The following is a 13,154-nucleotide window of genomic DNA, read 5'->3' on the forward strand; positions in this document are numbered from 1 at the left end:
CCACGGGATTACACTGCGGGGAAGATCTGCGGTAAAGTCGTAATCACGCCGCGGGGTGGAGCAGTTCGGTAGCTCGCTGGGCTCATAACCCAGAGGTCGCAAGTTCAAATCTTGCCCCCGCAACCACGTAGAAGAATCCCGATCCGGATCACCGGATCGGGATTTTTTGTGCGCTCCCACCCTGCCGGCAATGCCCGATGACAGCCTGCTTAGTTGTTTCCTCCATGCCTCCTCCGATAAGTTGCGAGGACCAACCGGCAATGGAGAGGTGGCCTGATTCATGGAAGCCCGAATATCCCTGCAGGTGGACGGGGCCCAGCGCACCCTCACCGTCGACACCCGCACCACGGTCCTGGACGCCCTGCGGGACCGGCTGGGCGTGACCAGCCCCAAGAAGGGTTGCGACCACGGCCAGTGCGGCGCCTGCACGGTACTCCTGGACGGCCGGCGTGCGAATTCCTGTCTGACGCTGGCGGTGGCGCACGACGGCGCGGAGATCGTCACGGCGGAGGGATTGGCGGGCGGCACGGCGGACGGGGAACTGCACCCGGTCCAGCGCGCCTTCCTGGAACAGGACGGTTTCCAGTGCGGCTACTGCACCCCGGGCCAGGTCTGTTCCGCGGCCGGAATCATTGAGGAAGCCGCCGCCGGGCACCCTTCGGCCGCCACCGGCGATCTGCAGGCGGAGGGCGGAATCGACCTGACGGATGCGGAAATCCGCGAGCGCATGAGCGGAAACCTGTGCCGCTGCGGGGCGTACGCCAACATTGTGGCCGCAGTGCGTCAGGCCGCCGTCGCAGCAGCAGCCCGGCGCGGCGGTGCGGCTGATCCGGAGGAACCGGAAGTCGAGGACTCACCCACAGCGGAATCCATGCCGTCGCACCCGGAGGAACGCCCATGATCCCCTTTGATTACCGGCGGGCCGAGGACGCGGCGTCGGCTGTTGCACTGGTTTCCGGCAATCCGGACGCCGCTTATCTGGCCGGGGGCACCAACCTGGTGGACCGGATGAAGCTCGGGGTGGCTAAACCCGCCATGCTCGTTGATATCAGCCGGCTACCGCTGGACGCCGTCGAGGTCGAAGATGACGGCCGGGTGCGGATCGGAACCAACGTCCGCAACGCCGATCTGGCCGCCAACACGTTCATCCGCCGCCGCTACCCTGCGCTGTCCCAGGCGCTGCTCGCCGGAGCATCCGGACAGCTGCGCAACCTCGCCACCACGGGCGGAAACCTGCTCCAGCGCACCCGCTGCGTGTACTTCCAAAACCCCACCACGCCCTGCAACAAACGCGAACCCGGTACCGGCTGCTCCGCCCTGGACGGGTACACCCGCTACCACGCGATCCTCGGCGCCTCCGAGGACTGCGTGGCCACCCATCCATCGGACATGGCCGTCGCCCTCGCTGCCCTGGACGCCTCCGTAGTGGTGCTGGGCCCGGCTGGGGAACGGATCATCCCGGTCAGTGACTTCCACCGGCTGCCCGGCAGCGAGCCGCAACGTGACACCGTGCTTGAGCACGGCGAACTCATCACCGCCGTCGAACTCCCCCCGGCGCCGGCCCGATCCGCCTACCGCAAGGTCCGGGACCGTGCGTCCTATGCCTTTGCGCTGGTTTCCGTAGCGGCAGCCGTGGAGCTGGAGGACGACGGCGCTAATCCCCCGGTGATCCGGGACGTACGCATTGCCCTGGGCGGGGTGGCGCACAAACCCTGGCGCGCACTGCAGGCCGAAGCGGTACTGCGCGGCGCCCCCGCCACCGAGGAGAACTTCCGCGCCGCCGCCGACGCCGAGCTGCTCTCCGCCCGGGCCCTGAGGGAAAACGGCTTCAAGATCCCCATGGTCCGCAACACGCTGGTGGCGGTCCTCCGTGACCTCACCGGCTCGCCGTCGCCGGACGCGAGCGCCGAAGGAACAGATCACCCCGAGGGTCCGGACGGACCCGCGGATGCCGGCTGGGAGGAACTGGACTCATGAGCAACCTGCTGCCTGCTTCGGCTATCGGCACCGCATTCGAACGGCTCGATGGCGAACTCAAGGTCACCGGAACCGCTCCGTACGCGTATGAGCAGCCGGTGGACCACCCCGTTTACCTGTATCCGGTGCTCTCCACCATTGCCCGCGGGGCCGTGGAACGCGTGGACACCGCCGATGCTGAAGCCATCGAGGGTGTCCTGACCGTCCTGACCGCGGAAACCGCGCCGCGGCTGGCGGATGCCTCGGACCGGGAACTGGCCGTGCTGCAGGACACCACGGTGGGATACCGCGGGCAGATCGTGGCAGCCATCCTGGCCGAGACGCCGGAGATTGCCCGGCAGGCAGCGGATACGGTCCGGGTGAGCTATGCGGAGGAACCTTTTGCCGCCCAGCTCCGTGCCGACGATCCCGCCCTCTACGCCCCGGAGGAGCTGAATGCCGGCACCCCTACGGACAGCAGCCAGGGGAACGCGGACGCGGCCTTCGACACTGCCGCACTGAAGATCGAACAGACCTATTCCACCCCCGCCGAGCACAACAATCCGCTGGAACCCCATGCCACCGTGGCGCAGTGGGACGGCTCCGTGCTGACCCTGTGGGACTCCACCCAGGGTGTGCATGCCGTCAAGGGCACCCTGGCCCAGGTGCTCGGACTGGAGCAGGAGCAGGTACGGGTGATAGCCCCGCACGTGGGTGGCGGGTTCGGCTCCAAGGGCATGCCGCACGTACACGTGGTGATGGCGGCCCTCGCCGCACAGTGCACCGACGGGCGGCCGGTGAAGTTCCCGGTCAGCCGCCAGCAGATGTACAGCCTCACCAGCCACCGCACCCCCACCATCCAGCGCATCCGGCTGGGCGCCGCCGACGACGGCCGGCTGACCGCCATGTCCCTGGACATTGTGGAACACACCTCCCGCATCAAGGAGTTCGCCGAACAGACGCCCGCGCCGTTCCGGATGATGTATGCCTCCCCCAACCGGAGCACCACCACCCGGCTGGCTCCTCTGGATATTCCGGTGCCGTCCTGGATGCGGGCGCCGGGTGAGTGCCCGGGCATGTTCGGTCCCGAGGTGGCCATGGATGAACTGGCCGCCGCTGCCGGGCTGGACCCCATCGAACTGCGCCGCCGGAACGAACCGGTGGCGGATCCGGAGACCGGCAAACCCTGGTCCAGCCGGCACCTGATGGAGTGCTTCGATCTGGGCGCCGAACGGTTCGGCTGGGACCGGCGGGTCACCCGGCCGCGCTCGGTGCAGCAGGACGGCTGGTTGGTAGGCCTGGGCACGGCCAGCGCCGTGTATCCCTTTATGCGCCAGCCCGCCAATACGGCGCGGATCAGCTATGAACAGGACGGGATCTACTCAGTGCAGATCGGCGCCGCGGACATTGGCACCGGTGCGTGGACGTCCCTGACACAGATCGCCGCCGATGCGCTACGGGTTCCGGCGAACCGGATCCGGCTCGGCATCGGCGATACCCGGTTCCCCGCGGCCAGCGTGGCCGGCGGGTCCTCCGGCACGGCCAGCTGGGGTGGCACCATCATTGCTGCAGCCAAAGCCTTCCGGGCCGACCACGGTGAACACCCCTCCCCCGGCGCCACCACCGAAGCGGACGCACCCGAAGACGCCGAAGCGCAGAACTTCGCCCTCTACTCCTTCGGTGCACACTTCGCCGAGGTGCATATCTCTGCCGATACCGGGGAGATCCGGGTGGCCCGGATGCTCGGGGTCTTTTCCGCAGGGCGGATCATCAACCCGCGGACCGCCCGTTCCCAGTTCCTTGGCGGAATGACCATGGGCCTGGGCATGGCCCTGCACGAGCAGAGTGTCCTGGATCCGCGGTTCGGGATCTTCGTCAACCACGATCTGGCCGAATACCATGTCCCCACCAATGCGGACGTGCTGGACATGGATGCCGTGTGGATTGAGGACCGGGACGAGCACGCGGGGCCGCTGGGCGCCCGCGGCATCGGGGAAATCGGAATTGTGGGCAGTGCCGCAGCCATTGCCAATGCTGCCTACAACGCCTCGGGTATCCGGGTGCGGGACCTGCCACTGACCCCGGACAAGTTCCTGGCGTAACGAAGCGTTCCAGCACGGGGCGGACGGTTCCGGATGTGCAAAACTGGCGCCATGACCGCCGTGCGCCCTCTTCCCGCCGTCCTGACCGGCCGGTGGGTCCGGCTTGAACCGCTCACCGCTGACCTGCTGCCGGAACTGCACCGGGCCATCGCCGTCCCCGAGGTATTTGCGGGCGGCTACGGTGGCGGACCCGCGGGGCTCCGGGAGGACCTTTTCGGGTTCACCGAGTGGGCGCGGACGTACTACCGGTGGAACGAACTGCCGTTTGCTGTCCGCCTGCTGACCGGGGAGGACGCCGGTCCTGTGGTAGGCACCAGCAGCCTGGCTGATCTGGACCCGGGAACCGAATCGGCCCAGCTGGGCTGGACTGCGTATGCCCCCTCGGTCTGGGGTACCGCCGTGAACGCAGAGACCAAGCTCCTGCTGCTGGGCCATGCGTTCGCCTCCGGGATCGGCCGGATCACCATCCAGGCGGATTCCCGCAACGAGCGGTCCCGGGCCGCGATCCTCGGCATCGGCGCGGTTTTTGAGGGCATCCGCCGCCGTGACAGGCGCCGGGCGGACGGCAGCTGGCGGGACACAGCGGTGTACTCGGTCCTCTCGGAGGAATGGCCACAGGTCCGGGCACTCCTCGAACACAGGGTGGCGGGGTTCGCGGCCCCAGCGGGTCGCGGCGCAGCGAAGATGACCCGGGAGTAGCATTTCGCCCACAGGTATCCCGGCGACGGCGCCGGGAACAGGAAGGAACGGGGACCAACATGGGCGCGAACTTCGGGGATTACCAGCTGGGCATCTACATGAACGGAGCCCAAGGCGTGGTCCCTGAACTGCCGATGGGCTTTGCCGCCACGGAGGAGTTGGCGCAAACCGTGATGGACCCCCGGGTCCTGGGTTACGTGGCCGGCGGCGCCGGCAACGAACACACCCAGCGGGCCAATGCCGCTGCCTTTGACCGGTTGGGCATCATGCCGAGAATGCTGGTCGGTGCGGCACAGCGCGATCTGGGAATCGACATGTTTGGCCACCGGATGCCGTCGCCCCTCTTCTTCGCCCCCGTGGGCGTGCTGGGCGCAGTGGCGGACGACGGCGACCTGGCCACCGCGGCGTCGTCGTCCGAGCTGGGCGTACCCATGGTGGCGTCCACGCTGGCCTCCGCCCCGTTGGAGCAGGTCCGCGCATCGGCCGGCGGAACGCCCGGGTTTTTCCAGCTCTACCCGCCGGCGGACCGTGAACTGACGGAATCCCTGGTGCACCGCGCCGAAGCGGCCGGTTACACGGGCATAGTCATCACCCTGGATACCTGGGTGAACGGCTGGCGCCCTCGGGACCTCAGCGCCGCCTACCTGCCCATGCTCTCCGGGCAATGCCTGGCCAATTACCTGACCGATGACCGTTTCCGGAAGCTGCTGGCCGAGCAGGGCTCCACCGACCCGGCGGCCGTGGTGATGCTCTGGGCCTCACTGTTCGGGAATCCCACCATGACCTGGGAGGACCTGGCCTGGTTCCGGTCCCTGACCAGCCTGCCCATCCTGCTCAAGGGCATCTGCTCCCCCGAAGACACCCGGCGCGCCCTGGACGGCGGGATGGACGGGATCTACTGCTCCAACCACGGCGGCCGGCAGGCCAACGGCGGCATTCCCGCCATCGATTGCCTGCCCGGCGTGGTGGAAGCGGCCGACGGCGCGCCGGTGCTTTTCGATTCAGGGGTGCGTTCCGGCGTGGACGCGCTGCGGGCACTGGCCCTCGGGGCCACCGCGGTGGGGATCGGACGGCCCTACGTGTACGGGCTGGCCGTGGGCGGGCAGGCCGGGGTGTCCCATGTGATGCGCAGCCTGCTTGCCGAGGCGGACCTGACCATGGCGGTCAACGGCTATCCGGACCTGGCCTCGCTGCGGGGAGCCCTGCACCGGCTCTAAGACTGTCCGGGCTCTAGGGCTTCCGTGCTTCGGGCCCCCGCCGCGCCGGATCCGCGTCCGGGGACCGGCTGGGGTGCGGGCGGAAAACCTTCCCTTGGCCACCAAACGGGAAGAAGGTTCCGCAGCGAACCGAGCCAGGCTTCGACGTCGTCGTCGTCACTGATGACCCACTGCTCGAACCAGGACGCGTAAGCGCCGCCCAGGTACCCGGCGGTAGCCTCCGGATCAAGGTCCGGCAGCACTCCGTGCGCCTGCCACACATCCATGGCCAGCACAAAGCGCATCCGCAGGTCCTCGACCAGGACGCCGAGGAACGCTTCGGTGTGGAACAGGGCCCGGTACACCCGCTGCTCGTCCTTGGTGTGCTGCAGGATCTGCCGGATGGATTCAACGTAGAGTTCGCCGATTTCGGCGACGGTACGCCCCGTCCCCCGCTGGTCCAGGTCCACGGTGCCCAGCCGGTCCACGAGTCCGGCGTAGACGGAGGCTGCGAAGTCGAAAATGTTCCGGTGATGCCCGTAGAAGGTGGTCCGGTGCACTCCGGCCACCTTGCAGAGCGCGGAGACGCTGATTTCCGCCAGTTCATGCTCACGCAGGAGCTCCCATAGTCCGGCTTCGAGGGCTTCCCGGGTCCGGGCAGTCCGGGGTTCCTCCGGAGAGGGGCGCCGTGGCGGCTTGGGCTCTTCCGGTGCAGACATAAACCTAATCTTCGCAGATACACGAAAGGACCCCGCCGAAGCGGAGTCCTTTCATGCCGCGGCGCAGGGGGACGCCGCAAGCTTGTATGCGCAGGGGCCTTAGTGGTTGGCCAGGCCTGCGGTTTCGCCGCCGTCAACAACGAACTCGGCTCCGGTGGAGAAGCTGGAATCGTCGCTCGCGAGGAAGAGGACCATCCGGGACACTTCCTCCGCCTCACCCATGCGGTGCAGGGCGACGTGGTTCATGGGGTTCTCCATGCCCTCGGTCATCGGCGTCTTGATGACGCCCGGGTGCACCGAGTTCACGCGGATGCCGTACTTGCCCAGATCCAGGGCCACGGACTTGCTCAGGCCGCGCACCGCGTACTTGGTGGCGGTGTAGCCCGGCAGTTCCACGAAGCCCTGCAGGCCGGCAGTGGAGGAGATGTTGATGATCGAGCCGCCCTTGGATTCCTTCAGTGCCGGAATCGCTGACTTGATACCCAGGAAGACGCCGTTGAGGTTGATGTTTACAATCGCATTCCACTGCTCAACGCTGTAATCCTCGATGTGCCCGAAGTTCGCGATGCCCGCATTGTTGACCAGCACGTCCAGGCCGCCGAATTCGGTGACGGCGGTCCGCACCGCAGCTTCCCAGTCTTCTGCCTTGGTCACATCCAGGTGGACGTAACGGGCGTTGTCGCCCAGCTCCGCGGCGGTCTGCCGGCCGTCGTCGTCGAGAATGTCGCCAATAACGACCATGGCACCTTCTTCGACCAGCAGGCGGGCATGCGAGGCACCCATGCCCCGTGCACCTCCGCTGATCAGTGCCACTTTGCCGCTCACGCGTCCCATTACGTTCCCTTCGTTGTGATTACATCCTGCCCTATTCAACACATGTAGAAGAACTCGGCATTCCGAAAACACGGAAATGTGACGCGGCGAACATTTATCAGAGGGGCTGCTCCTGCTGCCGGCGCGGCGGCAGCGGGATGATCGGGGAGGTGTGCTGTTCATACCGGCGGTAATCCGGATACCTGCTCCGGGAGATGCTCTCGGTAAAAACAGTGGAACCGATAAACAACAGCGTCAGGAGCACCGGTCCGGCCAGGGTCCAGTGCAGCCACGCGCCGGATGCCGTGATGGCAAACCCGTAGAAGAGCCACCACTGGACCTGCTCGAAGAAAAAGTTCGGATGCCGCGAGAACCGGAACAGCCCCGTGTGGACAAACCCCGGCGCCGGGGTTCGCCCGGCAGCGCGCTGGGCCTTTTTCCACTGTTGAAAGTTCCACTGCTCCTGATCCGCCAGCGTCTCTCCGGCCAGGGCCGCAAGGAACAGTACCGCCAGCAGCCAGTCCCCCGGGGTCAGCGGGCCCGGGTGTTGGTACACAGTAAGCACCGGCAGGGTGATCAGCCAGATAATGGCGTTCTGGTACACGCTAATGAACCCGAGGTTGAAGAGCTGGAACTGCCAGGGCCGCAGCCGCTGCTGCAGTATCCCCCACCGGTAATCCTCCCCGCCCGGCCGGTACCCGCCCTTCCGGGCGAAATTGAACGTCAGCCGGGCGCCCCACAGCGACACAAGGACCGCCATCAGCACTATCCGCGGCTCACCCCCGGACGCGGCGGCAAAGACCCAGAGATAAACCACCGGGGTCACTGACCAGATCCGGTCGGTCCATGAGTACTCCCGCGTCAGGAGCGAAAAAACCCACGTTCCGGCGGCAGTGGCAAGGAAAATCCAGAAGCAGGTGCGAACCGGGTCCATTCTTGTCAGGATACGGACGCCTGTTTCCAAGCGGGAGCCCTCCGGCCCGAAGCCGGGACACACGGGCAGACCCCGTGCCACACAGCCCGGCAAATAAAGGGCCCGTCGCCTACGCAGGCATAGTATGTCCGGATGGCCACCCTGATCACCCCGCATGCCCGTTTCCGTGAAAGCTGGCTTGCCGCCGCCGAAGAGTTCGGCGGCGAGCACATGGACGGTTCCGGCGTGTACGGCGGGAACCCGCTCAAGCGGATCCGTACGGAAATAGCCGCGGATTTCCCCGGTTTTGTCGACGGGCTGGTGGCGGAGCGGCTGCCGGAGACGCCCCGACCGCCTGAGTTTGTGCCCTGCACATATCTTTGGCTGGCCGAAGAGGATGAATTCCTCGGGTCCCTGGCCATCCGGCACACCCTGAACGACTTCCTGTTCGAACAGGGCGGGCACATCGGTTACAGCGTGCGGCCCTCGGCCCGCCGGCAGGGACACGCCGTCCGTGCCCTGCATGATGCCCTGCCGGTTGCCCGCGGGCTGGGAATCGAGCGGGTGCTCGTCACCTGCGCCGAGGACAACACCGGCTCCCGGACGATCATCGAGAAAAACGGCGGCGTGTATGAGGACTCACGGGAAGGTGCCCGGCGGTACTGGATCGAGTTGCCCTAACCGGGCGTTTCCCTGCGGCAGGATGGCAACCTGCCTACCCCTGATGGTCAGCAGGCTTATGGTTCTTATGGTTACTTGTCACACCATCAAGCAGCGCCGAAGGGGACGCCATGAGCGAGGAACGCCGCAGGGAAATCGGCCAGTCCGATGCACCCGTTGAAGACGAACTTCACGAATCATTTGAGAATACGATCACCGAAGGCGGGGAACGGCTGCACCGGACGGGTCGCACCATTCTGATCACCGGCTTTTTCGGCGGCCTCGAAGTGGGACTCGGTGTGATGGCCTACTTGGCGGTTATGCATGAAACGGGCGACCACCTGCTGGCCGGCATTGCCTTCAGCGTCGGGTTGATCGCCCTGTTCCTTGCCCACAGTGAGCTCTTCACCGAGAACTTCCTTATGCCCGTTGCCGCAGTTGCCGCCAAAGAAGGCAGCGTTAAGCAGTTGGGCAAACTGTGGGGCGGAACCCTGGTGGCCAACCTTGCTGGCGGCTGGGTCTTTATGTGGATTGTCATGCAGGCGTTTCCGCAATGGGAGCCAACGGTGGCGGAATCGGCACGGCACTTCACCGACGCGCCGTTTTCCCTCCAGACTGTTGCCCTGGCCATTCTGGGCGGCAGCACCATCACCCTCATGAGCCGTATGCAGCAGGGCACCACCTCTGACCCGGCCAAGATCGTGGCTACGGTAATCGGCGGGTTCCTCCTCGCCGGCCTGCAACTGTTCCACTCAATCCTGGATTCCCTGCTCGTGTTCGGCGCCATCCAGTCCGGCGCCGGGATCAGTTACCTGCAATGGCTGGGGTGGTTCGGATACACCCTGCTGTTCAACATGATCGGCGGCCTGGTCCTGGTGACGGCGCTGCGTCTGCTGCGCACCAAGGAACTGGTGGCCCAGCGGCGCAGGGAGGCACCTGATGACCCGGACGCCGCCCGCAAGGATGCCTAGGGACTCCGACGGGCCAGGCCGGCCAGGCCGCCGGCGGCACACAGGGCGGCAGCCAGAGCCGCCGGGAGCGCCGGACCCCAGAGGTCCAGTGCCACGCCGAAGCCCGCCGATCCGGCAGCCTGCCCGGTAGCCAGGGCAATAAAGAGCATGGAAGTGCCCGCCCCGGCATGGTACGGCCAGACGGACCGTGCCCATAGGATGAGCACGGCCGACATACCCATGTATCCGGCGCCGAAGACGGCCAGCCCGGCATAGGCGGCCCAGGGATTGCCCGTTACGGCGGATAATCCGACGGCGGCTGTCGCCACGGCCAGAGACCCGGCGCAGAGGACCCATCCCGCCCGGAGGCCAATGCGGTTCACCAGCTTCCCGGTCAGCGTGCCAAACAGGCCGCCGGCCCCGAGCACGATCCAGAGCCACCCCACTTGCCCCCCGGCCACCGCTCCGCCCTGGCTGACCAGCAGCGGACCGAAGGTCCACGCAAGGGCGGAGCCGGCACCGACAACCACCGCAGCAGCACTGGGAATACCCAGAAGCTTCCAGGAAGCTGCACCCGGAGACCGGGCGGCTGGGCGACGGGCGCCGGAGAGTGCGGCCGGATGGCGGACGGGGTACCAGGCAGCAGCTGCGGCCGCGGCACAGATCAACGCCATGAGCAGCCAGGCGAAACCGACCGAGGGCGCCGCGAAGGCTATGCCGCCGGCTCCGATGACTCCCACCGCGGTCCCGGCATTGGCAACGGACTGTGCCGTGCCCGCGGATCCCGGGTCCGTCACCGCGTCAATGACCGGCACCAGGGCCGGGGAGGCAAAGCCGCCGCCCATGCCACCGATCAGGACGGCCAGCACGAACATCAGCGGTTCCGTTGCCACGGCCACCCCGATGCAGCCGGCCGTTGCCGTGGCCCCGGCCAGCAGCAGTCCGGTACGCGGGTGCCGATCCACGAGCCGGGCGGCGGCAAGCGCCGCCAGGGAATAGGACGTGAACTGCGCCGCTGCGGCCCAACCCAGGGCTCCAACCAGCTCCGGACGGACGGCCGCCAGCGCGGGGGCAAACAGACCCACCCCAAACCGGGCCATCCCGTACGTGGCGGCGATGAGCAGCATGCCGGCAACAGCGATCCCCGGACCTGCGGCGGAGCTGAGGCGTGTCTGGCTCATGACCACCTGCTTAACGATCGTTTCACTGTAACGAACGTTACACTATAGGCATGGCACCCCCGCAGGACACCCAAACCCGGCTGCTCGATTCGGCGGAAAAGCTGTTTTTCCAGAACGGCATCGCCGTTTCGGGGGTGGACTCCGTGGCGGCCGACGCCGGCGTCTCGGTGGTGACCCTCTATAAACACTTCAAGTCCAAGGACAACCTCCTCCGCCAAGTCCTCGCGCGCAGGCTCAGCGACTGGACGGGACACTGGGATGCCGCCATAGCCGCTGCCCCGTCGCCCGCCGACCGCCTGCTGGCGGTTTTCGATGCGGTTGAGACCTTCCGCGCGGCATCCGGTCCCACCCAGTGGTGTTGCTTCCTTGCCACCGCCTCGGAGCGTCCCATCCCGGCCGCGGGGGCATCCGACCCGGTGCAGGCACTGCTGGAGACGGACAGCCGGCTGGTCAGTGAACGGCTCGGGGAACTGGCCCGGGCGGCTGGCTGCCGGCAGCCTGCTGCCACTGCCTCGGCCCTGCTGCTGATCTACAACGGCGTTCTGGCCAGCCTGCTGCGCGGCCTGCCGGCGGACCCGCTTGTCAGCGCCCGCGCAGCGGCCCGGGCGCTGGTGCGGGCCGAAGCATAGGGACTCTCCGGCCCCGTTCACGGACCGCACGCCGTGGCGGAGCCGGGAGCACTTGCCCCGGGAGGATATGCTGACGGCACAGCGTGGGACTGCGGAACCGCTGGCGGCGGTTGCTACCGGCGCCAGGCACTATCCACACACCCCGCGCCTGGGACTTGACTCCTTCTCTATTGCCCGCGGTCCAAACTGCCACGGCCGTGCGTGAGCGGCCTGTGCAGGTCAGTGCGGTCTTTGGGAGCCCCGCTTCCGAAGCATGCCTACCTGAACAGAGGGACGTCATTTTGAAATTCACCGTCGGCCAGACCCTGGTATATCCGCACCACGGCGCCGTCACAGTCACAGATATCTCCCCCATGACCATCAAGGGGGTTGAGCGGGAAACCCTTACCTTCCGCGTGCACGCCACGGAGCTGACCATCAAGCTCCCCGCGGACAATGCCGAGGACGTGGGGGTGCGCAGCGTCATTAACGACGACGGCGTTCAGGCCGTGTTCTCCGTGCTGCGCGGCCCGGCAGGCCTCGAACCGGACAACTGGTCCCGCAGGTTCAAAGCCAATGAGGGCAAGATGAGCACCGGCGAGCTCCACCTGATTGCCGAAGTTGTCCGCGACCTGTGGTCCCGGGAACGGACCCATCCGCTGTCCACCGGCGAAAAACGGATGCTCCTCAAAGCCCGGCAGCTGCTGGTTTCCGAACTTGCCCTGGCCCGCCAGGCCACGGCGGAAGAGGCAGGTGAACTCCTGGACTCCGTGCTGATGGAGGCCGCCGGGGAACCGGAGCTGGCCAGCAGCTGACCCCGCCGCCGGGTTCCCTGCCGGACCGCAGCGGCGCAGGGAATCCGGGGGTCCCGGCAGGCCCGTTTCGGCCCCGGGACACCGTTTTGAAACCGGGCAGCCCTGCGTTGTATCACGGTATATAGGACGGTTCCAGCCCCCGGGGCAGGCACCGTCCAACGGATCAAAGAGAACTTCGAGGGCCTTGATGCCTGGGCCCGGAAAGGCGCCCGTGAACTTCCCCTGCACCTGCTTTTACCAGCCTGTGCCCGGAACGGGCCGGCTGGGCATTGAAATGTATGATCCGTTCTGCCTGGTGCGGCAGCACCGGGTCGCCGGGTCCACTAACCGTGAACCCACCTATGGGCACGGCAGACGCTAATCCGTCCGGGCAAGGGGGCCTCTGCCCTCGGCTGGGAGAATCCTTGGAAGCGGCTTCAGGCAGGTCATGTATTATCTCTTGGACTATGGATGACCCTCCCTCACATAAACCCTTGCCCCTCCCCGTCCTGACCGACGTGCAGTCCGTGTTTACCCCGGCTGCACCGGCTATCACGAGAGAG

General features: G+C 66.8%; 13 protein-coding genes and 1 tRNA gene. 10 read left to right on the forward strand and 4 right to left on the reverse strand.

The window, feature by feature from the left end; genetic code table 11:
• Positions 1 to 49 precede the first annotated feature (49 nt).
• From MUK71_RS15610 to MUK71_RS15635, 6 genes are all read left to right on the forward strand, one after another.
• Positions 50 to 126 (forward strand) — tRNA-Met (locus tag MUK71_RS15610).
• A 154-nt stretch (positions 127 to 280) separates the two neighbouring features.
• Entirely contained in the window at positions 281 to 901 is a 621-nt protein-coding gene (locus MUK71_RS15615; protein ID WP_227903002.1) for a (2Fe-2S)-binding protein, read from the forward strand.
• Positions 898 to 1,977: an FAD binding domain-containing protein gene (locus tag MUK71_RS15620; RefSeq protein WP_227928236.1), complete on the forward strand. Its 1,080-nt coding sequence runs from the start codon at positions 898 to 900 to the stop codon at positions 1,975 to 1,977. The genes MUK71_RS15615 and MUK71_RS15620 overlap by 4 nt, the downstream gene beginning before the upstream one ends.
• Positions 1,974 to 4,058, forward strand: coding sequence for a xanthine dehydrogenase family protein molybdopterin-binding subunit (locus MUK71_RS15625; RefSeq protein ID WP_227928235.1), 2,085 nt, complete (start codon positions 1,974 to 1,976; stop codon positions 4,056 to 4,058). The genes MUK71_RS15620 and MUK71_RS15625 overlap by 4 nt, the downstream gene beginning before the upstream one ends.
• A gap of 51 nt (positions 4,059 to 4,109) precedes the next feature.
• The gene (locus MUK71_RS15630) at positions 4,110 to 4,757 is read left to right on the forward strand and encodes a GNAT family N-acetyltransferase (RefSeq protein WP_227928233.1); all 648 of its coding nucleotides are present in this window, start codon (positions 4,110 to 4,112) and stop codon (positions 4,755 to 4,757) included.
• Positions 4,758 to 4,816: 59 nt separating this feature from the next.
• Positions 4,817 to 5,974, forward strand: coding sequence for an alpha-hydroxy-acid oxidizing protein (locus tag MUK71_RS15635; RefSeq protein WP_227928232.1), 1,158 nt, complete (start codon positions 4,817 to 4,819; stop codon positions 5,972 to 5,974).
• On the opposite strand, the gene MUK71_RS15640 is transcribed toward MUK71_RS15635, so the two are convergent.
• From MUK71_RS15640 to MUK71_RS15650, 3 genes are all read right to left on the reverse strand, one after another.
• The gene (locus tag MUK71_RS15640) at positions 5,971 to 6,672 is read right to left on the reverse strand and encodes a TetR/AcrR family transcriptional regulator (RefSeq protein ID WP_227928230.1); all 702 of its coding nucleotides are present in this window, start codon (positions 6,670 to 6,672) and stop codon (positions 5,971 to 5,973) included. The genes MUK71_RS15635 and MUK71_RS15640 overlap by 4 nt on opposite strands.
• A 99-nt stretch (positions 6,673 to 6,771) precedes the next feature.
• Entirely contained in the window at positions 6,772 to 7,506 is a 735-nt protein-coding gene (locus MUK71_RS15645; RefSeq protein ID WP_227903008.1) for a glucose 1-dehydrogenase, read from the reverse strand.
• A 97-nt stretch (positions 7,507 to 7,603) separates the two neighbouring features.
• Complete coding sequence (locus MUK71_RS15650; protein WP_227928228.1) at positions 7,604 to 8,419, reverse strand: DUF1295 domain-containing protein; 816 nt, start codon at positions 8,417 to 8,419, stop codon at positions 7,604 to 7,606.
• Between the two features lie 132 nt (positions 8,420 to 8,551).
• Here MUK71_RS15650 and MUK71_RS15655 point away from each other — a divergent pair, with 132 nt between their 5' ends.
• Together MUK71_RS15655 and MUK71_RS15660 are read left to right on the forward strand one after the other, a co-directional pair.
• Positions 8,552 to 9,079: a GNAT family N-acetyltransferase gene (locus MUK71_RS15655; protein WP_227903010.1), complete on the forward strand. Its 528-nt coding sequence runs from the start codon at positions 8,552 to 8,554 to the stop codon at positions 9,077 to 9,079.
• Between the two features lie 110 nt (positions 9,080 to 9,189).
• Positions 9,190 to 10,029 (forward strand): formate/nitrite transporter family protein, encoded by an 840-nt coding sequence (locus MUK71_RS15660; protein ID WP_227928227.1) that lies wholly within the window; start codon positions 9,190 to 9,192, stop codon positions 10,027 to 10,029.
• Here the strand turns inward: MUK71_RS15660 and MUK71_RS15665 are convergent.
• Positions 10,026 to 11,189, reverse strand: coding sequence for an MFS transporter (locus MUK71_RS15665; RefSeq protein WP_227928225.1), 1,164 nt, complete (start codon positions 11,187 to 11,189; stop codon positions 10,026 to 10,028). The genes MUK71_RS15660 and MUK71_RS15665 overlap by 4 nt on opposite strands.
• 50 nt (positions 11,190 to 11,239) lie before the next feature.
• Here MUK71_RS15665 and MUK71_RS15670 point away from each other — a divergent pair, with 50 nt between their 5' ends.
• Positions 11,240 to 11,818, forward strand: coding sequence for a TetR/AcrR family transcriptional regulator (locus tag MUK71_RS15670; RefSeq protein ID WP_227928223.1), 579 nt, complete (start codon positions 11,240 to 11,242; stop codon positions 11,816 to 11,818).
• Between the two features lie 281 nt (positions 11,819 to 12,099).
• Positions 12,100 to 12,612, forward strand: coding sequence for a CarD family transcriptional regulator (locus MUK71_RS15675; protein ID WP_227903014.1), 513 nt, complete (start codon positions 12,100 to 12,102; stop codon positions 12,610 to 12,612).
• Positions 12,613 to 13,154: the final 542 nt, after the last annotated feature.

Source organism: Arthrobacter zhangbolii (genome assembly GCF_022869865.1).
GTDB classification, from domain to species: domain Bacteria; phylum Actinomycetota; class Actinomycetes; order Actinomycetales; family Micrococcaceae; genus Arthrobacter_B; species Arthrobacter_B zhangbolii.

Coding starts and splice junctions, on each gene's coding strand:
- MUK71_RS15615 (WP_227903002.1), top strand. CDS start 281: ATGGAAGCCCGAATATCCCTGCAGGTGGACGGGGCCCAGCGCACCCTC.
- MUK71_RS15620 (WP_227928236.1), top strand. CDS start 898: ATGATCCCCTTTGATTACCGGCGGGCCGAGGACGCGGCGTCGGCTGTT.
- MUK71_RS15625 (WP_227928235.1), top strand. CDS start 1,974: ATGAGCAACCTGCTGCCTGCTTCGGCTATCGGCACCGCATTCGAACGG.
- MUK71_RS15630 (WP_227928233.1), top strand. CDS start 4,110: ATGACCGCCGTGCGCCCTCTTCCCGCCGTCCTGACCGGCCGGTGGGTC.
- MUK71_RS15635 (WP_227928232.1), top strand. CDS start 4,817: ATGGGCGCGAACTTCGGGGATTACCAGCTGGGCATCTACATGAACGGA.
- MUK71_RS15640 (WP_227928230.1), bottom strand. CDS start 6,672: ATGTCTGCACCGGAAGAGCCCAAGCCGCCACGGCGCCCCTCTCCGGAG.
- MUK71_RS15645 (WP_227903008.1), bottom strand. CDS start 7,506: ATGGGACGCGTGAGCGGCAAAGTGGCACTGATCAGCGGAGGTGCACGG.
- MUK71_RS15650 (WP_227928228.1), bottom strand. CDS start 8,419: ATGGACCCGGTTCGCACCTGCTTCTGGATTTTCCTTGCCACTGCCGCC.
- MUK71_RS15655 (WP_227903010.1), top strand. CDS start 8,552: ATGGCCACCCTGATCACCCCGCATGCCCGTTTCCGTGAAAGCTGGCTT.
- MUK71_RS15660 (WP_227928227.1), top strand. CDS start 9,190: ATGAGCGAGGAACGCCGCAGGGAAATCGGCCAGTCCGATGCACCCGTT.
- MUK71_RS15665 (WP_227928225.1), bottom strand. CDS start 11,189: ATGAGCCAGACACGCCTCAGCTCCGCCGCAGGTCCGGGGATCGCTGTT.
- MUK71_RS15670 (WP_227928223.1), top strand. CDS start 11,240: ATGGCACCCCCGCAGGACACCCAAACCCGGCTGCTCGATTCGGCGGAA.